This is a genomic window from Clostridium isatidis, from assembly GCF_002285495.1.
GTDB classification, from domain to species: domain Bacteria; phylum Bacillota; class Clostridia; order Clostridiales; family Clostridiaceae; genus Clostridium; species Clostridium isatidis.
This window is the reverse complement of the sequence record NZ_CP016786.1, coordinates 863,254-884,777: the sequence shown is the minus strand read 5'-3', so window position 1 is coordinate 884,777 and position 21,524 is coordinate 863,254. Positions and strand designations below refer to the sequence as shown.

23 protein-coding genes are annotated in these 21,524 nt (G+C 27.8%); 2 read left to right on the top strand and 21 right to left on the bottom strand.

Annotation, left to right across the window (positions count from 1 at the left end):
* Positions 1–66: 66 nt before the first annotated feature.
* The 5 genes from BEN51_RS04245 to BEN51_RS04225 all read right to left on the bottom strand — a co-directional run bounded on the left by BEN51_RS04245 (position 67) and on the right by BEN51_RS04225 (position 4,354).
* Entirely contained in the window at positions 67–588 is a 522-nt protein-coding gene (locus BEN51_RS04245; RefSeq protein ID WP_119864845.1) for a hypothetical protein, read from the bottom strand.
* An 8-nt stretch (positions 589–596) separates the two neighbouring features.
* Positions 597–779 carry a hypothetical protein gene (locus BEN51_RS04240; RefSeq protein ID WP_119864844.1) on the bottom strand — a complete coding sequence of 61 codons (183 nt, stop codon included), beginning with the start codon at positions 777–779 and terminating at the stop codon, positions 597–599.
* A gap of 171 nt (positions 780–950) precedes the next feature.
* Positions 951–2,228, bottom strand: a complete 1,278-nt coding sequence (locus tag BEN51_RS04235) for an FAD-dependent oxidoreductase (protein WP_119866570.1) — start codon at positions 2,226–2,228, stop codon at positions 951–953.
* Positions 2,228–3,217, bottom strand: coding sequence for a sulfide/dihydroorotate dehydrogenase-like FAD/NAD-binding protein (locus BEN51_RS04230; RefSeq protein WP_119864843.1), 990 nt, complete (start codon positions 3,215–3,217; stop codon positions 2,228–2,230). Before BEN51_RS04230 ends, BEN51_RS04235 begins: the two co-directional genes overlap by 1 nt.
* Positions 3,218–3,352: 135 nt before the next feature.
* Positions 3,353–4,354, bottom strand: a complete 1,002-nt coding sequence (locus BEN51_RS04225; RefSeq protein WP_119864842.1) for a D-alanyl-D-alanine carboxypeptidase family protein — start codon at positions 4,352–4,354, stop codon at positions 3,353–3,355.
* A gap of 121 nt (positions 4,355–4,475) precedes the next feature.
* Here BEN51_RS04225 and BEN51_RS04220 point away from each other — a divergent pair, with 121 nt between their 5' ends.
* The gene (locus BEN51_RS04220; RefSeq protein WP_164704084.1) at positions 4,476–5,033 is read left to right on the top strand and encodes a DUF2953 domain-containing protein; all 558 of its coding nucleotides are present in this window, start codon (positions 4,476–4,478) and stop codon (positions 5,031–5,033) included.
* A complete protein-coding gene (gene ytfJ, locus BEN51_RS04215; RefSeq protein WP_119864840.1) occupies positions 5,026–5,502 on the top strand; it encodes a GerW family sporulation protein in 477 nt (158 codons plus the stop codon). The genes BEN51_RS04220 and ytfJ overlap by 8 nt, the downstream gene beginning before the upstream one ends.
* Before the next feature lie 28 nt (positions 5,503–5,530).
* Here ytfJ and scpB read toward each other — a convergent pair whose 3' ends face one another.
* The 16 genes from scpB to xseB all read right to left on the bottom strand — a co-directional run bounded on the left by scpB (position 5,531) and on the right by xseB (position 21,513).
* Positions 5,531–6,136: an SMC-Scp complex subunit ScpB gene (gene scpB / locus BEN51_RS04210; RefSeq protein ID WP_119864839.1), complete on the bottom strand. Its 606-nt coding sequence runs from the start codon at positions 6,134–6,136 to the stop codon at positions 5,531–5,533.
* Positions 6,129–6,884 (bottom strand): segregation/condensation protein A, encoded by a 756-nt coding sequence (locus BEN51_RS04205; protein ID WP_119864838.1) that lies wholly within the window; start codon positions 6,882–6,884, stop codon positions 6,129–6,131. The genes scpB and BEN51_RS04205 overlap by 8 nt, the downstream gene beginning before the upstream one ends.
* Positions 6,885–6,982: 98 nt before the next feature.
* Complete coding sequence (locus BEN51_RS04200) at positions 6,983–8,218, bottom strand: D-alanyl-D-alanine carboxypeptidase family protein (RefSeq protein ID WP_119864837.1); 1,236 nt, start codon at positions 8,216–8,218, stop codon at positions 6,983–6,985.
* A 98-nt stretch (positions 8,219–8,316) separates the two neighbouring features.
* Positions 8,317–9,621, bottom strand: a complete 1,305-nt coding sequence (locus BEN51_RS04195; RefSeq protein ID WP_119864836.1) for a pyrimidine-nucleoside phosphorylase — start codon at positions 9,619–9,621, stop codon at positions 8,317–8,319.
* Between the two features lie 143 nt (positions 9,622–9,764).
* Entirely contained in the window at positions 9,765–10,643 is an 879-nt protein-coding gene (locus BEN51_RS04190) for a tyrosine-type recombinase/integrase (protein ID WP_119864835.1), read from the bottom strand.
* 70 nt (positions 10,644–10,713) lie between these two features.
* Positions 10,714–11,346: a stage II sporulation protein M gene (gene spoIIM, locus BEN51_RS04185; protein ID WP_119864834.1), complete on the bottom strand. Its 633-nt coding sequence runs from the start codon at positions 11,344–11,346 to the stop codon at positions 10,714–10,716.
* Between the two features lie 151 nt (positions 11,347–11,497).
* On the bottom strand, positions 11,498–12,124 hold the full coding sequence (locus BEN51_RS04180) for a class I SAM-dependent methyltransferase (protein ID WP_119864833.1): 627 nt from the start codon (positions 12,122–12,124) through the stop codon (positions 11,498–11,500).
* 112 nt (positions 12,125–12,236) lie between these two features.
* On the bottom strand, positions 12,237–13,043 hold the full coding sequence (spo0A, locus tag BEN51_RS04175; protein ID WP_119864832.1) for a sporulation transcription factor Spo0A: 807 nt from the start codon (positions 13,041–13,043) through the stop codon (positions 12,237–12,239).
* 264 nt (positions 13,044–13,307) lie between these two features.
* Entirely contained in the window at positions 13,308–14,498 is a 1,191-nt protein-coding gene (gene spoIVB / locus BEN51_RS04170; protein ID WP_119864831.1) for a SpoIVB peptidase, read from the bottom strand.
* Positions 14,499–14,649: 151 nt separating this feature from the next.
* Positions 14,650–16,347 carry a DNA repair protein RecN gene (gene recN / locus BEN51_RS04165; protein WP_119864830.1) on the bottom strand — a complete coding sequence of 566 codons (1,698 nt, stop codon included), beginning with the start codon at positions 16,345–16,347 and terminating at the stop codon, positions 14,650–14,652.
* A gap of 11 nt (positions 16,348–16,358) precedes the next feature.
* Positions 16,359–16,808 carry an arginine repressor gene (locus BEN51_RS04160; RefSeq protein WP_119864829.1) on the bottom strand — a complete coding sequence of 150 codons (450 nt, stop codon included), beginning with the start codon at positions 16,806–16,808 and terminating at the stop codon, positions 16,359–16,361.
* Entirely contained in the window at positions 16,809–17,660 is an 852-nt protein-coding gene (locus BEN51_RS04155) for an NAD(+)/NADH kinase (protein WP_119864828.1), read from the bottom strand.
* Between the two features lie 76 nt (positions 17,661–17,736).
* Positions 17,737–18,540 (bottom strand): TlyA family RNA methyltransferase, encoded by an 804-nt coding sequence (locus BEN51_RS04150; protein WP_119864827.1) that lies wholly within the window; start codon positions 18,538–18,540, stop codon positions 17,737–17,739.
* A 16-nt stretch (positions 18,541–18,556) separates the two neighbouring features.
* Entirely contained in the window at positions 18,557–20,410 is a 1,854-nt protein-coding gene (gene dxs / locus BEN51_RS04145) for a 1-deoxy-D-xylulose-5-phosphate synthase (RefSeq protein ID WP_119864826.1), read from the bottom strand.
* Positions 20,411–20,429: 19 nt separating this feature from the next.
* The gene (locus BEN51_RS04140; protein ID WP_119866569.1) at positions 20,430–21,302 is read right to left on the bottom strand and encodes a polyprenyl synthetase family protein; all 873 of its coding nucleotides are present in this window, start codon (positions 21,300–21,302) and stop codon (positions 20,430–20,432) included.
* Positions 21,289–21,513, bottom strand: a complete 225-nt coding sequence (gene xseB, locus BEN51_RS04135; protein ID WP_119864825.1) for an exodeoxyribonuclease VII small subunit — start codon at positions 21,511–21,513, stop codon at positions 21,289–21,291. The genes BEN51_RS04140 and xseB overlap by 14 nt, the downstream gene beginning before the upstream one ends.
* Positions 21,514–21,524: the final 11 nt, after the last annotated feature.

Here is a 21,524-nt window from a genome sequence, read left to right as displayed (position 1 = left end):
CCCTTTAGGGATTTTTTTATTAAAGGCTTTTTATTTTAATTTTTTTGTTTTATGAAGTAAACCATTCTAAATATAAATTCTACATTCTAAATTATTAACTATTGCTTTTTCGTAATCTGCTATTGCTTCTTTACTTTCATAAAAAAATGGAAATGTCATATTATAATTCCCCCACAGGGTTCCTTTATCAAAATAGAATGTAATAAAGAAAATCTCTCTAGTACATAATTTAACTAAAGGATCTAAGTAGTCTATGTTATTTATTTGAAAATATACATCCTCCGAAGATCCTGTATTTAATATTTTATTTATTATATTAAATTCTTCGCTTCTTAGATTTGCTTTTATTATATTTATGGCTTCTTTATTTAATCTATTTTTATAGAAATCTATAATAACAGTCGATGAATTAATTTTAAAAAATTCCTTAATTAATTTTATAAACTTTTTTTCTTGCTCTATTAATTCATCATTTTCCTTTGGAATTATATTAAAATAATTAAATTTCTCAAAGCCTTCTATGATATTATTAAATCTAATTTTTATTTTATTATTAAAGGTTTCCTTTCTAATTACCTCTACAAACATCTATCCTCCTAGTTCATATTATTCCATTCATTTAATTGTTTTCTTACCTCACTAATTAAGCTATTTAAATCTTTTGATACTATTTCTTTTTCTTCCTTTAGGGTGTTATTAATTATCTTTTGCTTATACTTAACTACCTTTCTACCAGTATTATCATAAATCTCTTCTATTTTTTCTTTTTGTATATCCATTTCCATTCTCCTTTATTATAATATAATTTTTAGTAATTTTAATATACTTATATTTTTATAAATGACTAAAATCAAAATTTTTATACTTAATTTATTATTTTTTCTATAAGCTGATAAGGATTATTACATTTAACTTTATGTAATAATCCTTATCAGTTTACTCTTATACTATTAAACTAATTTTTGAGCAAAAACATTTGTTAAATTTAATTTAGCTATTCTATTTTTTATTTCTTCTTTATCTAAAGTGTAAAGTCCTTGTTCTTTCATTCTAGCAAAATATTTTGAACCAGCAAAAGTATACCTGTCTTTTCTGCCTTCACGAGTACTTTCCATTTCATTTGTATAAGCAATTAAATCACCAATAGCTATTGAAGCCGGTAATATTAATAATGGTATTCCCATCATTAGTCTAACAGCATTATGCCCAGCAAGGCTGCCAGTGCAAATTGCTTCAGTATGCCCTACAAATAGGCCGCTTTTTTCACCAGCACAGAATAGATTATCTACTCCCTTAACCTTCATATCATTTGTTCTTTGTGCTACAGATAAATATCTAATTGAATTTCCTTTGCTTCCTGCATAAGGGTCAACATATTTTGCCTTCTCTAATCCTTTTATTTTTCTAAGTTTTTCAAGTGGATAATAACTAGTCATTAATTTAGCATGTCCAGTATCTAAAAGTACTATATTTTCAGCAAATTCCTTTAAAGCATATTGTTGACAAACCTTTTGTTGTAACTTATCGTAATTAATATCTTCTTCAGGAACCCTTAATAATACTACTCCTTCTTTATCTAATTTTTCTATTATTTCCTCTGATAAACTCTCCTTAGCCAACTTACAAGAACCTGAAAAAGCACCTAGCTCGTCTTCTCCTCTTTCTCCTTGTATATCTCTTACGCCGCATCTTTCGCTTATACTAAGTCTAGGTCCAAAGGAAGGACATCTTAAAATACACATTGAGCATCCATTTCCATATCTTAAGCAATTTCCCATTGGCCCTGTTGTACCTGTAGTTTCTATAAATACATCTCCGTCTATATATTTTCCATCACTTAAATATATCCCTTTAATCTTTGACTTTTCTAGCTCAACATCTACAACTCTGCTTTCCATATATATATTTATTCCCATTTCTTCTAAATAGCTACGGACTTCCCCTTCTATGATATTAACATCATATAAACTTGCATGCTTGTGTCCTGGGAATTCTATATTTCTATGCCTTGAAGTTCTATCAGTAATTTCAATTAAATCTCCAGCACCTAATTCTATAAGTTCTTCTGCTGCAGTCCATCTTCCATTATTTCTCATAATTCCGCCAACATTACCTAAGCCTAATAATAAATCGGTTTTTTCAAATAAATGTACATCTACTCCTGCTTTTTTAGCAGTTATAGCTGCTGCAACACCAGCCCAACCTCCGCCAACAATTATAACCTTAATCATATTAATCTTCTCCCTTCAAATACATTTCTTGGATCTGTTTGAAGCTTGCAAAGACGTTTTACCCTTCTTCCAGCAAATCTAACTGTACAACTTCCACATATGCCTTCACCACAACACATTTTAGTATTATTGCAGCAGGATAAGCTAACATCTTTAGCCTCTATTTCATCTAAATACTCAATTATCTTCACAGTTAATATATCTGCTCCAGCTATATGAATATATTTAACTCCTTCATTTTTAACAGATTTTTTTATTAAGGCTTTTGCTTCATCTGTTAATTCTCCTTTAATCAATACTGCTTCTTCTATTAAATTATGGTCATATTCTTTTAAATACTCTTTTACATGATTCTCCTTATAAGGGGTCTTATCCAATATTAAAGATATTTGATTATTATTTAGAAATAGCTTGCGTATTATAGGTATCATCGGGGCCATTCCAATTCCCTTTGCAATAACTAAAACATTACTATTAAACTGATTGTTTATATTTTTAAGTCCAAACACCCCATTCCAATAAGGAGCTCTAATTGTTATTTCTCCATCCTCTTCGATTTCTAATAATTTCTTAGTCTTAATTCCTCTAATTTCAATCATTATTGTTACAATATCAGTTTCTATATCAGCTTCTAAGATTGATATTGGCACATCAAAATATATATTTTCATTTGTTCTTACGAATACATAGCTGCCTGCCTTGGATAAGTCTACAGCAAGCTTATGAGGAACAATAAATTTAATTAGTAGTAAATTTTCTTCAAACAATTCCTTTTTTACAACCTTACAACTATAGGTATCTCTCCCTTCCTTTGCCTTGGAATTATTATTAATGAATTCATGATATATACAAACCCCATTCCAATTTAAACAATCGCAAAATTTACTTCCATGAAGCTGGGAGCAAAGAATGCATTCATTTGTCTCGGCAAGATGACAAGGACAATACTCAGTACCAGCATCAATACAATCTATATATTCTCTCATTTATATACCTCTTATTAATTTTTATACAATAATAGAGTATTTTCTACAGCATAATTTTGTTACTTTATTGTCTATTTAAATAAAAAAGCAGAAGATAATTAAATATCCTCTGCACTTTCTGGCAAAATGACACTATTATATTTTTTTTTTAAAGAAATTATCAACCTCTATAACATTAATATTTATTTCTTTATAGCCATAAGTAAATTCTTTGTCATCAATCAATTTTCCTAAACCAGCAATTTCTTCTTTTTCAATAGTATTTGAATTTGCAGTATCTTCAAATTTTTGATTTTCTATTATATAATTATATATTTTCTCGGTTTCATTCCATCTATTTGGACAATTTAATACTACAATAATTATATTTCTATCATTATGTTTAAAAGAAGATACTAAACATTTTCCCGCCCCTCCTGTATAGCCAGTTTTAACACCATTTGCGCTTGGTATTCTATATAAGATCTTATTAATATTTTGATAATCTCTTGTAAAATTATATTTTTCTTTACTAATTACCTTTTCACCAACTATTTCTCTAAAAATATCATATTCCATACCTTTTGCAGTTAACAAGGCTAAATCATAAGCTGATGAATAATGTTTTGGACTATCAAGTCCGTGAGGAGATTCAAAATGTGAATCTAATACTCCTAAACTTTTAGCATAATCATTCATTACATTAGAAAAAGCTTCTACAGAACCTGCAATTCCTTCAGCAATAGCTATTGCAGCATCATTTCCTGATCTAAACATTAGTCCAAATAGTAGTTCTCTAATAGTTATCTCTTCTCCAGCCTTATAACCAACAACTGATCCTCTAATTGATGCTGCATTCTTGCTTATTACTATCTTTTGATCTAAATTTCCGTAATTTATTGCCACAATCGCCGTTAGAATTTTTGTAGTACTTGCCATTGGCACAATTTCATAACCATTTTGATTCCATAATACTTCTTTTGTTTTTGAATCAAAGGCAATTGCATTTCTAGCAGAAACTCTAAGGGGTTTTGTTGTATCTATAATCCTCTCTTTAAAAGTAAGTTCAACTGCTAAAGGACTAATTGTATATATATTAAAGATTAATGGCAATAATATTAATATTATCAAAAAAAGATATTTTTTTATTTTGCTCATTATAATATCACCTTCTATAAAAATTTCTATGACATGTTTGTTCATAGAGTTATTTTTTAAACATTCTTATTTTTACTTGAAATTTTCAATAATATTCATAAGTTTTACGAAAGGGAGTTTTATGAAAATTATATTGTTTTTCTTGTTAATAACTATAGTATTATTTTTACCAATTCCTTTTAAAATATATATATCTTTTGAAGATAATGAATTAATAGTTAAATTATATAATAAAAAAATATTTACTTTCGGTGAAAATTTAAAGAAATCCTCATCTAACAAAACTAAGAAAAAAGAACCTAAAATTAAATTTTATAAAAATAAAAAACTTTCTCCTAAAAAATTAATAACTAAAATGAAAAATAGTAAATTTAAACCTTATTTAAATTTCCAAGGCTTCTTATCCTTTGGCTTAGAAGATGCAGCTCTTTGTGCAATTTTATATGGAATTTCTTGTAATTTTACTTATATTCTAAAAGTTATACTAAGTAAATTTCTTAACTTGAAATTTTTTAATATGTCAATAGAACCTAAATTTAACACAAAAACCTTATTTTTTAACATAAGAAGTATATTTTATCTAAGTATAGCAAATATTATATATATATTGATTTTAATACTAAACAGTTTTGAAATAATAGAGGGAACTCTTAAAAAGGAGGAAAAACTACATGGGTAATGAACAACATCCAATTGAGAATTTAATGAGAAGTACTATGGAAAACTTAAAAGATATGATTGATGTTAATACTGTAATAGGTGACAGTATACAGACAAGTGATGGAACCTGTATAGTTCCAATTTCAAAAGTAAGTTTTGGTTTTGCTTCTGGTGGTTCAGAATTTGGAACAGCTGCAAAATATGAAGTAACAAAGGATTCTAAACATCCTTTTGGGGGGGGCTCTGGTGCAGGAGTAAGTGTTAAGCCAGTAGCATTTTTAATTGTTCGCAAAGATACAGTCAGACTTCTAAATGTAGATCATGAACATCCATATGAAAAAGTATTAGATTCAATCCCACAAATTTTAGATAATATAAAAGGAATGCTAAATTTAGATAAAAAAAATCAAAATAAAAACACTCAAGAAACCCCTTCAAATTTAAATGATATTGATGAAAGTGATTCTTCTTCAAATAATTTATTTTAAATATAAAAAATTAAGAAGGCTAATCTAATTAGCCTTCTTCTATTTCCTTAACAATTTCGCCATTACTTAATTCTTCTTCAAAATTTTCTAAATCTGGAAGATCTCTTAATTCCTTTAAACCAAATTGTCTTAAAAATTCTTCTGTTGTACCATATAATATTGGTCTTCCTGGTACATCTAATCTTCCAACTTCTTTTATCAACTCTTTTTCCACTAACCTTTGTATTGCACTTTCGGATTTTACCCCCCTAATTTCATCAATATCAATTCTTGTTATTGGCTGCTTATAAGCTATTATTGCCAAACTTTCCAAGGAAGCTTGAGACAAAGATTGACGTTTATTCTTCTTTAATAAATTCTGAATATAATCACTATTTTTTTCTTTTGTAACAAATTGAAATTCTTCGTTTATTAATATTATTTTTATTCCTCTGCTTTCATCTTCATCATATTCTCTTATCATTTCATCTAGTACTTCTTTTAAATACTTATTAGGTACTTCAAGAGCATTGCTTAAATCCTTTAGTGTTAATGGATCTCCACTAACAAATAATAAAGATTCAATTGCAGACTTTATTTTAGGTTTTAATGAAAGTTCTTCAAATTCAAATTGTTTTGCTTCTATATTATTCAACTTCCCTTCTCCCTTCAATTAATATATCCCCAAAATTGATATCCTGATAGGCTTTTACTCTTCTCATTTTGATTAGCTCTAATAGGGCTAAAAAAGTAACAACTGTTTCAATTTTGCAACTTGAAAGTTCTATTATATTTTTAAATCTTACGATCTTTTCGTAACTAACTCTACTTATCAAATCTTCCATTTTATCTTCAATTTTAAACTTGTCCAAATATATCCTTTCTTCAATTTCTTCTATACTATTGTTATTATTTTGTTTATTTAGGAAATTTTCTAAAAGCTTATTATATATATTATATAAATCAAATAGAGTTAAATTTTTAAATATATCCTCTTCTTTTTTTTCAAATTTAATTTCTTTTATGATCTCAGGTTTTTTAGTATATACTTCCCCTGTATTAATATATTTTTCCTTTAAAAATAAAGCAGCATTTTTAAATTTTTTATATTCTATTAATTTTTCTACAAGATTTTTTTCTAAATCCTCTTCAACTTTCTCTTCTTCCTTGAATACTGGTAATAATTTTTTCGATTTTATCTCTATTAAAGTAGCTGCAACAACAATAAATTCTGAAGTGATTTCTAAATCCATAGTTTTCATATCATCTAAATATTGAATGTATTGATTTGTAATCTTATTTATTTCAATATTATAAATATCCATTTCATGCTTTTTGATTAAATGTAATAATAAATCAAAAGGTCCTTCAAAATTTGCGATTTTTATTTTTGGCATTTCCAATGTAATCATCATCCTTTAATATTTTCTATGAATATATTATCAATTTTTTTACTAAAGAACAACACTTTTAAAAAGAGGCTGTAATTAACAGCCTCTAACTAAATTCCTTTTTTGAACATACTCTTTAAGTTAAACTTTAAGTTTTCTAAGAAACCACCAATCTTAATATCTCTATCTGAATATAATTCTACCTCTCCAATTTTCTCATCACCAAGATACACTTCACATTTACCTATAATATCTCCTGCTTTATATTCTTTTTTAGGTTCATTTAAAGTTATTCTTTGTTCTATTTCTTTATCTGTGCCTTTAGGTACTATTGCCACAAGATCATCCTTGGCTTTAGCCACTATATATTTATCTGTTTGCTTATTTAAGTAAATAGTATCTACATCTTGGTCTTTAGTAAATAATGTTTTTCCTTCAAATTTAGAAAATCCATAATTCATTAGCATACTTGCATCTCTATTCCTAACTTTATATGTAGGAGCCCCCATAATTACTGCTAACATTCTAACTCCATTTCTTGTTGCTGTGGCAGAAATACAATATTTAGCTTCTTGAGTGAATCCAGTTTTTAATCCATCACATCCTTCAAAGAATCTAACTAGCTTATTATGATTTACAAGTTCAATAGGTGATTTTCGACCTTCAGATATAGTTTCCATATATGTACCCGTATATTTTAATACTGTAGGATGTTTTAATAATTCATTTGACATTATTGCAATATCTCTTGCTGTAGAAAGATGACCATCTGCTGGAAGACCATTACAATTTTTAAAAGTTGTATTTGTCATTCCTAGCTCTTGTGCTCTTTTATTCATCATTTCTACAAAGGACTCTTCTGTACCAGCTAAATACTCTGCTAAAGCAACTGAAGCATCATTACCAGATGCTATGGCAACACCTTTTAATAATTCCTCAACTGTTCTAATTTCACCTGTATCCAAAAGCATGGTGCTGCCTCCCATTTTTTTTGCATTTTCACTACAGGTTACTTTATCTTGCAAAGATATTTTTCCACTATCTATGGCTTCCATAGTTAAAAGCATAGTCATTATCTTTGTAACAGATGCTGGAGCAAATTTTTCATCTATATTTTTTTCATAAATAATTTTTCCTGTTACAGGCTCCATTAACAAAGCTGATTTTGCATCAACATTTATTCCTCCTTCAGTTGAAGGCTCCTCATTTGTTAGGCTATAGGAATAATCTAAAATATCTTCAAAAGATTCATCATTAAAATTAATTATTGCATTTGCAGGAATTGCATTTACAATATTAAAAGTTAAAATCAAAGTAATAATTTTATTTATTAATTTTTTATTCATTTTTTACTACCTCCTTTCAAGCTTATTATTACCCAAAAAAATAAAAATATGATATAGTATTTACATACCACATCATATTTTTATCTTAATAAGCAACATTACTTAACTATATCATAAATTAAAGGAGTTTCCTTTCCTAAAGTGTCTGAAATTATTACATTCTTTAATAATTCACTCTTAGCTTCTTCTATATTATTTTCATTATTACTGTGAATGTAAGCTAATACATCACCTTTTTTAACTTTATCTCCTCTTTTCTTATTAAACACTATTCCAACTGCTAAATCTATTATGCTTTCTTTTGTTTCTCTTCCAGCACCAATCTTCATAGCAATTATTCCAACTTGTTCTGCATGGATTTTAGAAATGACCCCATCTTCTAACGCTCTAACTTCAACGATATGTTTAGCCTTAGGGAATTTATCTAAGTCGTCAATATAAGAAGCGTCTCCTCCCTGTGCTTTAACAAATTCTTTTAATTTTTCAAGACCTTTCCCATTCTTTATGTTTTCTTCTAGTAAAGCTTTACCCTCTTCAAAACTACTAGCCTTATTAGCACAAACTAACATATTACTTCCCAATGTTAAAGTAAGCTCTAATAAATCCTTAGGACCATTTCCTTTAAGCAGCTCTATTGCTTCTTTTACTTCTAGAGCATTTCCGACTGCATTTCCTAAAGGTTGATCCATATCAGAAATTACAGCTATTGTTTTTCTTCCAAGAGAATTACCTATATCAACCATTTCCCTTGCAAGTTCTTTTGCTTGCTCAGGAGTTTTCATAAATGCTCCTTCTCCAACTTTAACATCAAGAACTATAGCATCAGCACCAGAAGCAATTTTTTTACTCATAATACTAGAAGCAATAAGAGATATATCTTCAACAGTTGCAGTTACATCTCTAAGTGCATACAACTTTTTATCAGCAGGTACTAAATTCGCACTTTGACCTACTATACAAACACCAACTTCATTTGAATTCTTTATAAACTCTTCTTCTGTTAGTTCTACTGAAAAACCTTTAAATGATTCTAATTTGTCAATTGTTCCACCTGTATGTCCAAGACCTCTTCCTGACATCTTAGCAACTGGAACTCCTAATGATGCAACTAAAGGTGTTAAACAAATACTGGTTTTATCACCAACTCCTCCAGTTGAATGTTTATCTACTTTGACACCTTTAATAGATGATAAATCTATTTTGTCTCCTGAATTCACCATTGCCATTGTAAGATTTTTTGTTTCTTCTTTTGACATTTTATTAAAAAAGATGGCCATCAATAATGCAGAAGCTTGATAATCAGGTATTTCTCCATTAGTGTATCCATTAACAAAAAATTCGATTTCCTCCTTAGTTAATTCTATACCCTTCCTTTTTTTTAATATTATGTCATACATTCTCATAAATTTTTCCTCCTAAATTTACTTTTCAGTAGTTTCTTATATATTTCATTTTTAATTTTAAGTAATCTAAATTTATAAAAATTTATTTATATCTATTTAAAATAATTATCAAATACTTAGATTACTTCAAGTTACAAATATTATTATGCTCTAGGATGGGAGTTTTTATATACTATGTTTATTTTATCATTATTTATTATTTCATAGTAAGTATCCATATAAGTTAAAACCTGATTACCAAGTAACTTTTGCACTGCTCTAACATTCGCACCATTTTGCAATAAATGTACTGCAAAAGAATGTCTGAATGTATTTAAATTAACTTCCTTTTTTATTCCTGCCTTATGAGCATACTCCTTTACAATTCTCCAAACTCCTTGTCTAGTTAAATTGTTACCATTCAAATTAACAAAAAGGTTATCCACACCTGCTGAGGCAATTTGCTCTCTAATTTTCAAATAATCTTCTAAAGCTCTTACTGCACTTCTTCCTATAGGTATCAGTCTTTCATAGTTTTTATTATCATAACATTTTACAAAGCTTAATTCTAAATTTACATGTTCAACCTTTATTCCTATGATTTCAGAGACTTTCATTCCTGTTGCATACATGAGTTCAAGTAAGGCATTATCACGAATTCCTTTATTTGAATCTTTGTCAATTACTTTTATTATTTTATCTACTTCCTCAACAGTTAAAATAACCGGAAGTTTTTTTGAGGTTGATGTATTTTTATAATATATCTTAGGTATCTCATCTACTACTTCTTGATCCTTTAAATAATTGTAAAAACTTCTTAAACTTATCACTATTCTGTTAATTGATCTTTCTGATTTCCCTTGGCCTAGCAAATATTGAATATAAGATGAAACTGATAAATTATCTGTTTCATTAATGTTCAAATTCTTACTAGTTAAATATTTTACATATAAGTTCACATCAGTTACATATGCATATACGGTATTCTCACTTTTATGACTTTTGAGTAATGCTTCCTTGTAATCATTCACAATTTCCTTCATAATTCTCCCCTATCCTAATATATTATTAATTCGACAAAAAACTTATCAATCCTTCTTTATCTTCATTAGATTAGGTTAATTTATAAACTTTTGTTAAGATAAATTTTATCAATCCTGGACTCATGTAGCACTCAATGAATACTCCTATTGAAAAGAGAATTAGAAAAAATCCATATTTCATCGTTAAAGACTCTAGTCTTATTTTAGTTCCTTGTCCACTAATAAATTTTGATTTAAATTTCGTAAAAGATAATTCCAAAGAAATTATGCTAATTCCAATAAAAAATGGTATATAAAAAATATTTTGTGGAACAGTTGAAACTAAAGCTATCCATAATCCCTTTCCATCAAAGGTCGTTAACAGAAAGCTAAAAGTATATCCCAGAGTAAAACCCTTAATAAAATCAATAATTAAAATTATTGGCGCTCCAAATTTAGTAAATCCCAAGGCTATGATAAGCAAAATAATTATAATGTTGTTTTTTATAATACTTAATAGAAGTTCCTTATTTTCTACCTTTTGAAGATTTAAGCTCTTAATAAACTCAGTAAAATATTTTGATAAACTATCTGCATCTACTCCATCCATATATTTTATGGTATATGAGCCCAGTAATATACCTACAAAGAATAATGAAACTACTAGTAAATAAAAAATTTTATTGTCTCTAAAGTTTGAATTGATTTTTCTTATGATATCCATATTACTCCTCCTCATAACAGCTATAGAACATAATATGATTAAACTTTGCTCATTATTCATAATTGAATATATGTAAAACTTATTATTTATAATAAAAAAACTGTTTCATAATTAATACTATGAAACAGTTTTTTTATTTATTAATGAAATTTTAAATTTTTTGACATTTTACCATGATAAATTTAAAGGGAGCTACATTTTCCTTATTTTTATGAGGCTCATTAATTTCAAAATATTCTACTAGGCCATATTTAGCAAATTCCTCTTCAATCGATTTAGAATCATAAAAGAACATTTTTAGTCCTTCCATAATCTCAAAATAGTCCTTATCTATTTCTTTACCTTTCCCAAACATTGGATTATCCTTTGAAATGGTTGTAAAAATCATATATCCTTTTGGCATCAACTGATTATAACAATTTTTAATAAACTTCTCTCTTTCACTTTTACTTAATAAATGAATAAGAGCATAGCAAAATATTCCTTCATAAAGCTTATTATCAAAAGGCATATCAGTTACAGAACCCTTAAAAATATTAATATCAAGACCATTTTCTCTTGCTAAATCAATTGCAGTTTTTGAAATTTCAATTCCTGTTACATTAATTCCATTTTCTATAAAAATTTTAGCGTTTCTACCATAACCAATACCAGGTATTAATATATTTTTAATTTTCTTTTCTTTAAAAAAATCCTTTGTTATAATTGCTGAATCTGAGGGTTCAAATCCCCACATGGTTTGATTTTCTCTAAAACTTACTTCCCAAAATTCTGTCATAATATATCTCCTTAAGTTAGTTTGTCTATTTACATATTCTATTATTCAATATTATTTATGTAAAAAACACTTTCATTTACTTTTCAATAAATGAAAGTGTCATGTATTAGTTTTACGATACTTTATTTCTTAATCTTAGCTTATCAGCTATAATTGCTATAAATTCACTATTTGTAGGTTTTCCTTTTTCATTATGGATAGTATATCCAAAAAGTTTGTTAATAGCATCTACTTGGCCTCTACCCCAAGCAACCTCAATAGCGTGTCTTATAGCTCTTTCTACTCTAGAAGCTGTTGTATTATATTTCTTTGCTATTGATGGATAAAGTTCTTTTGTCACCGCTGACAATAGTTCCATATCGTTTACTACCATAGTAATTGCTTCTCTTAAATACATATAACCTTTAATATGAGCAGGAACTCCAATTTCATGAATTATACTAGTTATTTCTGATTCAAGATCCATTTCTCCCTTACTTTGTACTTTAACTGTATTGTCTATAACAGTTGAAGGCTTCTTAACTATTTCATCTGTACTTCCATTAAACATCTCTCTTATTCTCTTTGTAAAAATATCCATATCAAATGGCTTTACCACATAATAATCAGCACCTAAGGTTATTGCTTTTTGTGTTATTTTATCTTGTCCAACTGCAGATAAAACAATTATTCTTGGGATTTTATCAAGATTCATAGAATTAAGTCTTTCTAATACTCCCAAGCCGTCTAAATGTGGCATTATAATATCTAAAATAACTAAATCAGGCTTTCTTTCTTGAATTAATTCTAAGGCCTCTCTTCCGTCTTTAGCTACTCCTGTAACTACAATATCCTTTTGATTTAATAAATAGTCATTTAAAATACTGCAAAATTCCTTATTATCGTCAGCAATTAAAACTGAAATTTTTGAGTCTTTCATACTTCTCTCCCCCATATTTCCAAAATAATTCCTAAATTTATGTTATTTTATATTTTATATATTTTTTAAAATTCACCTATTAATATTAATAATATAGATAAATCTTTAAAAAACAATGTTTTCATTAACAATTTACCATAATTATAGCATAAATAATTCTATATTAACAGCTCCTTTTTACAATTTTTTCTAAATTTTTTTATATAATTTGTAAATTCTTTCTTCCTTTGATTAAATTAAAATAAATTAAGAGCCTTAGAGCTCTTAATTTATTATTCCTGCATCTTTTAACATCCATTCTATATATATTCCATAACCTACATCAGGCTTATTTATTAATACATGCGTTACTGCTCCAATTATTTTATTGTCTTGTATAATAGGACTTCCGCTCATCCCTTGAACTATTCCACCTGTTTTTTCAAGAAGCTCCTCATCAGTAACTTTAATTAACATACTTTTAGGACCTGGCTCATCTTGAGGTAATAACTTAATAATTTCAATATCATAATATTTTGGACCACTTTCATCTACCGTTGTAATTATCTGAGCTTTTCCTTCTTTTATCTCATTTCTAAATGCAATCTTTAAAGGTTTATCAGAAATTTTATTAATAATATTTTTATTAGCAACTCCAAAAATTCCAGCTTCAGTATTCTTATTTATAGTGGCAATTCCAACTTTTTCATTAAGAAACAAACCTTTTAACTCTCCTGGCATTCCTTTTTCACCTTTTTTTACACTAATAACTGAAGAATCCAATAAATTTCCATCCTTAATAATAAAAGGTTCATTTGTATCTCCGTCTGTGATTGGGTGTCCTAATGCTCCAAAGGTTTTGCTTTCCTTATGATAAAAGGTTAATGTCCCAATTCCTGCGGTTGAATCCCTTACCCATAACCCAAGTCTATAACCATCCTCTTCTTTTTCTAAATTTATTTCTTTGCTTTGTGTAACATCATTTCTTAAATATTGTAGGCTTATTTTTGAATCCTTTAGTTCATTTATTTTTCTTAAAAGATCTTTCGAATTCTCAATTTCTTCTCCATTAATCTTAGTTATTACATCTCCAAGCTGAATACCTGATCTTTTTGCTGGGCTTTCTACTTGACCTCTTTCACAATTTATATCTGAATATCCAACAACGAGAACTCCTTTTGTTGATAACTTTATTCCTACAGTATTTCCACCTGGATAAAGTTCTAAATCATCTACTTTAGATAGCTTTACTGATTTTAATGGTATAAGACCTAATAATTTTATTTCAATTTTATCTTTATTTACCTCACAATTTTTAATTAAAAAGTTAGAAGATATATCCATGCTTGATGTTTCAATTGAATTAGAAACATATATAGTTTCAGGTATTTTACTTAAACTCAGGAAGGTAATTATACTTAGGATCAATATCAGAGTGCTAGCTATATATACAATTTTAACCTTAGATTTTCTCATTCTATCTCCTCCTCGTTATAATTAACTTTCCCTGAATACTTAAGATTATGCTGTAAGTCTTTGCTAGTAAATTATTTATATAAAAAATAAAATCATAGCAGTCTGCTATGATTTTATTTTTTGCAAAATTTAATATTCTTATGTATTATATTTAAATAGCATTTAAGATTTCTTCTTTTTTTACTGTTGCCAACTTTACCATTTCAGAGGCACTTTCTATTGTTACATTACTTAATTCATCTCCGCTAGTCATTTTTGCAATTTCATTTATTTTCTCTTCTTTAGTTAAAATCTTTATTTGAGTAAAGGTCTTATTATTTTCAACCTTTTTTGATACAAAATAATGGCAGTCTGATAAAGCTGCAATCTGTGGAAGATGAGTTATACATAAAACTTGGTGTTTAGTTGCTACTTGATACATTTTTTCCCCAACCCTCTTTGCAATTGAACCGCTAATACCTGTATCAATTTCATCAAAAATTAGTGTTGGAATTTTATCTTTATCAATAAATACACATTTTAAAGCTAGCATTATTCTTGATAATTCTCCTCCGGATACAACTTTTTCTAAGGATTTTAAAGGTTCTCCAGGATTTGTTGATATCATAAAAGAAACTTCATCAAAGCCTCGTTCATTAAATTCTTCTTTTTGCTCAATTAATATTTTTATATCAGCCTTATCCATTCCTATATAAGATAATTCGTATTTAATTTTTTCCTCTAAAATAAGAGCATTTTCTACCCTTATATCGTGAAGCTTTAGAGCAAGTCCTTTCATTTTTTCTTCAATTTTATTTTTTTGTGTTTCTAATTTTTTAATTACTTCTTCAGAATTTATTAATTCATCATACTGTAGCTTTAATTTATTTAAATAATTTAATATAGCTTCAACTGATTCACCATATTTTTTCTTATATAAACTTATTTCATAAATTCTAGAATTTACTTTTTCTAGTTCAAATTCATCATAATAAATTTCTGATGAAATATCCCTTATTTCTCTAGATATTTCTTCTAACAAATACAAGATTTCTTCAATACGATCTTTCTTATCTTTTATTTTTTCTAAATGTTGTTCAACAGTAGAAAGCTCATATGCAACTTTTGATAAGCCTTCGATTACAGATATTCCTTCATTATAATTATCTAAAATTGAATATGATTTATTTAATGCTAAGGATATTTTTTCGGCATTATTTAAAATATTAAATTCTTCATTTAATTGCTCTTCTTCACCAATTTTTAAATTTGCTTTTTCTATATCTTCGATTTGAAATTTTAAATAATCTATAAGCTTATCTCTATCTGTATTTCCGTTAAGAGCCTTAATTTTATTAACTATTTCACTTTGTTCATTTCTTAATGTTTGAAATTCATTTAAACGCTTATTTATATTATCTCCTATAAAATCATCTAAATAATAAATGTGAGATGCTCTATCTAATAAATTTTGATTTTGATGCTGACCATGGATATCTAAAAGCTTTTCTCTCAATTTTCTTATGCAAGATAATACTACAGATTTTCCATTAACCTTAACAATACTTTTTCCATGTAGGGTTGTTTCTCTAGAAATTATTAATAAATCCTCTTCTTCAATTTCTAGCTCCTTTAACAATCTAGATATTTCTTCATTTTCTATTGTAAATATTGCTTCAACATAGGTTTTATTTTCACCATATCTTATTAAATCCTTTGAGAACTTCCCCCCTAAGACATAATCAATTGTATCTATCAATATTGATTTTCCAGCACCAGTTTCTCCTGATAAAATGTTAAAACCTTTAGCAAATTCTACTGATAAATCTTGAATTAAGGCAAAATTCTTTATATTTAATTGCAATAACATATTTATCACCTTTACAATATCATTTTTTTAACTTCTTCTACTAATTCAACAGCCTTATCACTTGATCTTAATAATATAAAAATTGTATTATCTCCTGCTATTGTACCGGCAACTTCCTTATCAAAAAGCTTATCAATAGCCTCAGCAACAGCCATTGCTGATCCTGTAAGAGTCTTTACAACAACAATTTTATCTACATTTTCTACTGAAACAGCAGCATTAATTAAAATACTTTCTAATTTATTATTAATATCTTTTTCATCTTTTGTTGGTTCAACATACTTATATCGTCCATTAATACCTTGTACTTTTACTAATTTCAAAATTTTAATATCTCTTGAAACTGTAGCTTGAGTTACATCAAAACCAGCTTCTTTTAGCTCTTCCGCTAATTCTTCTTGCGTTTCTATATCCTTTTTGTTTATTATTTCTAATATCTTTTCATGTCTCTTTGATTTCATTTAATCACCTTCGTATTCCCTACAATTATTTAAAATTTTTGATCTTAATATTTTAAAATAATCATAATCATCAAATAATATAATATTTGCATATTCATCAGCTTTTTTTACTCTTACAAAAATCTTATCTGTTAGCTTAATTGCTTTTTGACCATCGAAATTTACAAAGGCCCCGTCCTTCCCATTCTCTGCTTTTATCTCAACTACACTATGACTATTTAAAACTATTGGGTGAATTCCTTGTGTATGAGGACAAATTGGAGTTAAAATTATAACATCCAGATCCGGATAAATAAAAGGGCCACCTGCTGCAAAGGAATAAGCTGTAGAACCTGTTGGTGTTGATATTATAAGGCCATCCCCCTTAAAATTACAATATCTTTTTCCATCAATAAATATTTCAAAGTTTATCATTCTTGATAAAGTTTCTCTTAAAATAACAATATCATTTAAAGCTAAGGATTTATCTTTTTTATTTTCGAGAGGAAAATCACAAGTTAAAAGCATTCTTTCCTCAGAAATATAATCACCATTTTTGATTTTTTTAAAGGCTTTATCAATTTCTGATATTTCTATACTTGTGAGAAAACCTAAATTTCCTATGTTTATTCCTAATATCGGCACCTTAATCTTACCATTTATCCCTCTTGCAACACTTAATATGGTACCGTCTCCACCCAATACTATTATTAAGTCTAAAGGATTTACAAAGCTATAATCATCTATTTCGTAACTATTTAATGGAATAATTTCTGCCTCACTAAAATATTCTTTGATTTTTTTTATTACTTTCCCTATAAATTTATTATCTTTATCTTTGGAAGGATTTCTAGCAATAGCTATTCTATTCATAACCTCATTCCCTTGCAATTATTGTTATTTAAATATCTTTATACGACTTCAAGATAATCCTGAAGTCGTATATTAATTATAGTATATTATGGGATTCATTTATGACTTTTTCAATATTCTCTAGATTGAAATTGCTTTCCCTATTAATATCTTTTGAAAAATAAACTAAATATTCAATATTTCCTTCAGGACCTTTTATTGGTGAGTAAGATAAATTAATGACTTTTAAGTTATTCTCAATTAAAAAATCTATAATATTTTGAACCACTTCTTTATGTATATTAATATCTCTAACAACACCTTTTTTCCCTACTTTTCCCCTGCCTGCTTCAAATTGAGGCTTTATCAAAGCAACTACTTCTCCATTGCTCTTTAGTAAATTCAAAGTTGCAGGCATTATTGTCTTTAAAGAAATAAAGGAAACATCAATTGATGCAAAATCAGAAGGTTCCTTTGTATCTTCTAAAGTTACATATCTTATGTTTGTTCGCTCCATGCAAACTACTCTTTCATCAGTTCTTAACTTCCATGCAAATTGTCCATATCCTACATCAATTGCAAATACCTTTTTTGCTCCATTTTGAAGCATACAATCTGTAAAACCTCCAGTAGATGCACCAATGTCTAGACATACCTTATCTTTTAAATCTATTCCAAATTCATTAATTGCTTTTTCTAATTTTAATCCACCTCTACTTACATAAGGAATGGGATTACCTTTAAAAACAATATCTGAATCAGAATTTATTTTAGTTCCTACCTTATCTACTCTTATTCCACCAACAAATACTTTTCCTTCCATTATTGCTGCTTTGGCTCTTTCTCTTGATTGAAATATTCCCTTTTCAACTAGTAATATATCTAATCTTTCTTTTCTCACAGATTTTTTGTCTCCTTTATTTAAATTCTAATATTTGCTTAGCAATACCTTCTGGATCTAAATGATTTTTTTTATATAGTATATCTAAACTACCTTGAGGTACAAAATTATTAAATCCTAGTAATTTAATTTTCTTATTAAATCCCATTTCATTTAACTTCATTAATACATAACTTCCAAAACCGCCATTTATAATATTATCCTCTATAGTCACAATATCATAACCTTGAAGGACTAATTTCTTTAACATTGTTTCATCCAGTGGTTTTGCAAAAGTTGCTGAAAGTATTTTAGGATTAATATTGTGCTCTTTTAATATTTCTTTAGCTAAAATTGAATGCTGAACCATTTTACCTAATGCAATTATTGCTATACCTTTTCCATCTTCAATCTCTTCCCATTGTCCAAGTTTAACTTTTTGAATTGGCTTTAAAGGAGTATTAAGGTCTCCTCCTTTAGGATACCTAATTGCAACAGGTCCATTAAAATCTAAAGCCCATTTTAGCATAAGCTTCAACTCATCTAAATGCTTTGGTGCCAATATAGTCATATTAGGCATCATTGATAGATAAGATAAATCAAATATTCCTTGATGGGTTTCTCCATCCTCTCCTACTATACCTGCCCTATCTATCGCAAAGGTAACAGGCATATTTTGAATACAAACGTCATGAACTAATTGATCAAATCCTCTTTGAAGAAAAGTTGAGTATACAGCAAAAACTGGTTTCATTCCTGAACAAGCTAATCCTGCCGCAAAGGTCGTTGCATGAGCTTCTGCAATTCCAACATCAAAAAACCTCTTTGGAAATCTCTTAGCAAAATCTGTAAGACCAGTTCCATCAGGCATAGCGGCAGTTATAGCAACGATTTTATCATCTTCATTAGCTAATTCGGAAATTGCTTCTCCAAAAACTTTAGAATAATTTCTCTTACTTTTACCTAAAGCCTCCCCACTTTCTAAATCAAAAGGACTAACTCCATGATATTTTTTAGGATTTCTTTCTGCCAAATCATATCCTTTTCCTTTAGACGTTACAACATGAATTATTACTGGTTCATCAATTTCCTTTGCCTTATTAAATACTTTAGACATCATATTAATGTCATGACCATCAATAGGACCAATATATTTTAATCCCATATCTTCAAATAACATTGAAGGAACAACAAATTGTTTTATACTACCTTTAAATTTCGAAATATAATTTGCTATTTTTTCACCTGTCTTATTTGATTTTAAAGTTGCATTTATAGTTGATTTAAATTTATTATATTTAGGTTCTACACGTAGGGAATTTAAATGGTTTGAAAGCCCTCCTACATTATGAGATATTGACATTTGATTATCATTTAATACAACAATTAGCTTTGTCTTATTAAAACCAACATCATTTAATCCTTCTAAGGCCATCCCTCCTGTTAAGGCTCCATCTCCTATTACTGCAATAATATTATTATTTTCTTTTTTTATATCCCTTCCTCTTGCCATTCCAAGGGCTGCAGAAATTGAAGTACTGCTATGACCGGTATCGAAAGTATCATATTTGCTTTCACTTCTCTTAGGAAATCCACTAAGACCATTATATTGTCTTAATTTATCAAATTTATCTTTTCTTCCAGTTAAAATTTTATGAACATAGCATTGATGACCAACGTCCCATACTATTTTATCTTTTTCTAAATCAAAGCTATTAAATAAACTTATAGTTAACTCTACTACTCCAAGATTTGATGCTAAATGTCCTCCTGTTTTAGAAACAGTTTCTATTAAAAATTCTCTTATTTCTTCTGCTAAAACCTCTAATTCAACATTGTTTAATTTTTTTACTTCTTCCGGAGTAATTATTTTATCTAATATTTTTCCCATACTTTAAACCTTTCTTTCTTTAACACTCTCTATTTAACAAATCTAATGTTAAGTCTTTTAAGTATTTAATATCTTTTGAAAGGCTTTCTAGCAATTCTATACATTCATTTGTTAATCTTTCACATTCTCTTTCACAATGTTCTAAACCAAATAAACTAATAAAGTTTGATTTATTATTATTTTGGTCACTTCCGGTATTTTTACCAAGTTTTTTAACATCACCAATTACATCTAATATATCATCTTTAATTTGGAAAGCTAAGCCTAACTTCTTTCCAAATTCATTAAGCACTTCAATATCTTCCTTAGGAGCATTTGCGACAATTGCTGCAGCTGCTACAGAAGCTCTAATTAGTTCTCCAGTCTTTTTATTATGCATATATAAAAGTTCTTCTTTTGATATATTCTTATTTTCATTTATTATGTCAACAACTTGGCCGCCTATCATTCCCTCTGGGCCAGATGCCTTTAATATTTCATTTGAAGCAACTAAGGCATTATTATCATGCTTTAAGGAAAAAGTCATTAGCAAATTCGCTGCTTCATTTAACAGAGTGTCTCCAGCTAAAACAGCAATACTTTCACCAAATTTCTTATGATTGGTTGGCATCCCCCTTCTTAAATCATCATTATCCATGCAAGGTAAATCATCATGAATTAAAGAATATGTGTGAATCATTTCAATTGCTAAAGCCATTTCAATAACTTCACTTATATCTTTCTTATACAAATTATAAGTCAATAAAAATAATAGAGGTCTAATTCTTTTTCCTCCAATATTTAAACTATAGCTTACTGACTCATATATTATTTTATTATAACTTCCTTTGTTTTGAAAATACTTTTGCAAATTATCATTTATATAGTTTTTAAACTCTTCATACTTTTTCATTTTCACTTTCGAGCTCCACTTCCATATTCTCTTTTATTTTTAGTAGTTTTCCTTCAAGAGTATTTAAATTTTTATATAACTTATTAACTAATTTAACTCCTGTTTCATACTCTTTCATTAGCTCTTCTAAAGGTAAGTCACTATTTTCCATATTATTCAAAATATCTTGCAAACTATTAAGCATATCTTCATAAGACTCTCTCTTAGCCATTTATTCTCAAC

Bases quoted from the DNA above. Each gene is read 5' to 3' on its own strand.
- BEN51_RS04245 (WP_119864845.1), bottom strand. From the start codon at position 588: ATGTTTGTAGAGGTAATTAGAAAGGAAACCTTTAATAATAAAATAAAA.
- BEN51_RS04240 (WP_119864844.1), bottom strand. From the start codon at position 779: ATGGATATACAAAAAGAAAAAATAGAAGAGATTTATGATAATACTGGT.
- BEN51_RS04230 (WP_119864843.1), bottom strand. From the start codon at position 3,217: ATGAGAGAATATATAGATTGTATTGATGCTGGTACTGAGTATTGTCCT.
- BEN51_RS04225 (WP_119864842.1), bottom strand. From the start codon at position 4,354: ATGAGCAAAATAAAAAAATATCTTTTTTTGATAATATTAATATTATTG.
- BEN51_RS04220 (WP_164704084.1), top strand. From the start codon at position 4,476: ATGAAAATTATATTGTTTTTCTTGTTAATAACTATAGTATTATTTTTA.
- ytfJ (WP_119864840.1), top strand. From the start codon at position 5,026: ATGGGTAATGAACAACATCCAATTGAGAATTTAATGAGAAGTACTATG.
- BEN51_RS04200 (WP_119864837.1), bottom strand. From the start codon at position 8,218: ATGAATAAAAAATTAATAAATAAAATTATTACTTTGATTTTAACTTTT.
- BEN51_RS04195 (WP_119864836.1), bottom strand. From the start codon at position 9,621: ATGAGAATGTATGACATAATATTAAAAAAAAGGAAGGGTATAGAATTA.
- BEN51_RS04190 (WP_119864835.1), bottom strand. From the start codon at position 10,643: ATGAAGGAAATTGTGAATGATTACAAGGAAGCATTACTCAAAAGTCAT.
- spoIIM (WP_119864834.1), bottom strand. From the start codon at position 11,346: ATGGATATCATAAGAAAAATCAATTCAAACTTTAGAGACAATAAAATT.
- BEN51_RS04180 (WP_119864833.1), bottom strand. From the start codon at position 12,124: ATGACAGAATTTTGGGAAGTAAGTTTTAGAGAAAATCAAACCATGTGG.
- spo0A (WP_119864832.1), bottom strand. From the start codon at position 13,043: ATGAAAGACTCAAAAATTTCAGTTTTAATTGCTGACGATAATAAGGAA.
- spoIVB (WP_119864831.1), bottom strand. From the start codon at position 14,498: ATGAGAAAATCTAAGGTTAAAATTGTATATATAGCTAGCACTCTGATA.
- recN (WP_119864830.1), bottom strand. From the start codon at position 16,347: ATGTTATTGCAATTAAATATAAAGAATTTTGCCTTAATTCAAGATTTA.
- BEN51_RS04160 (WP_119864829.1), bottom strand. From the start codon at position 16,808: ATGAAATCAAAGAGACATGAAAAGATATTAGAAATAATAAACAAAAAG.
- BEN51_RS04155 (WP_119864828.1), bottom strand. From the start codon at position 17,660: ATGAATAGAATAGCTATTGCTAGAAATCCTTCCAAAGATAAAGATAAT.
- dxs (WP_119864826.1), bottom strand. From the start codon at position 20,410: ATGGGAAAAATATTAGATAAAATAATTACTCCGGAAGAAGTAAAAAAA.
- BEN51_RS04140 (WP_119866569.1), bottom strand. From the start codon at position 21,302: ATGAAAAAGTATGAAGAGTTTAAAAACTATATAAATGATAATTTGCAA.
- xseB (WP_119864825.1), bottom strand. From the start codon at position 21,513: ATGGCTAAGAGAGAGTCTTATGAAGATATGCTTAATAGTTTGCAAGAT.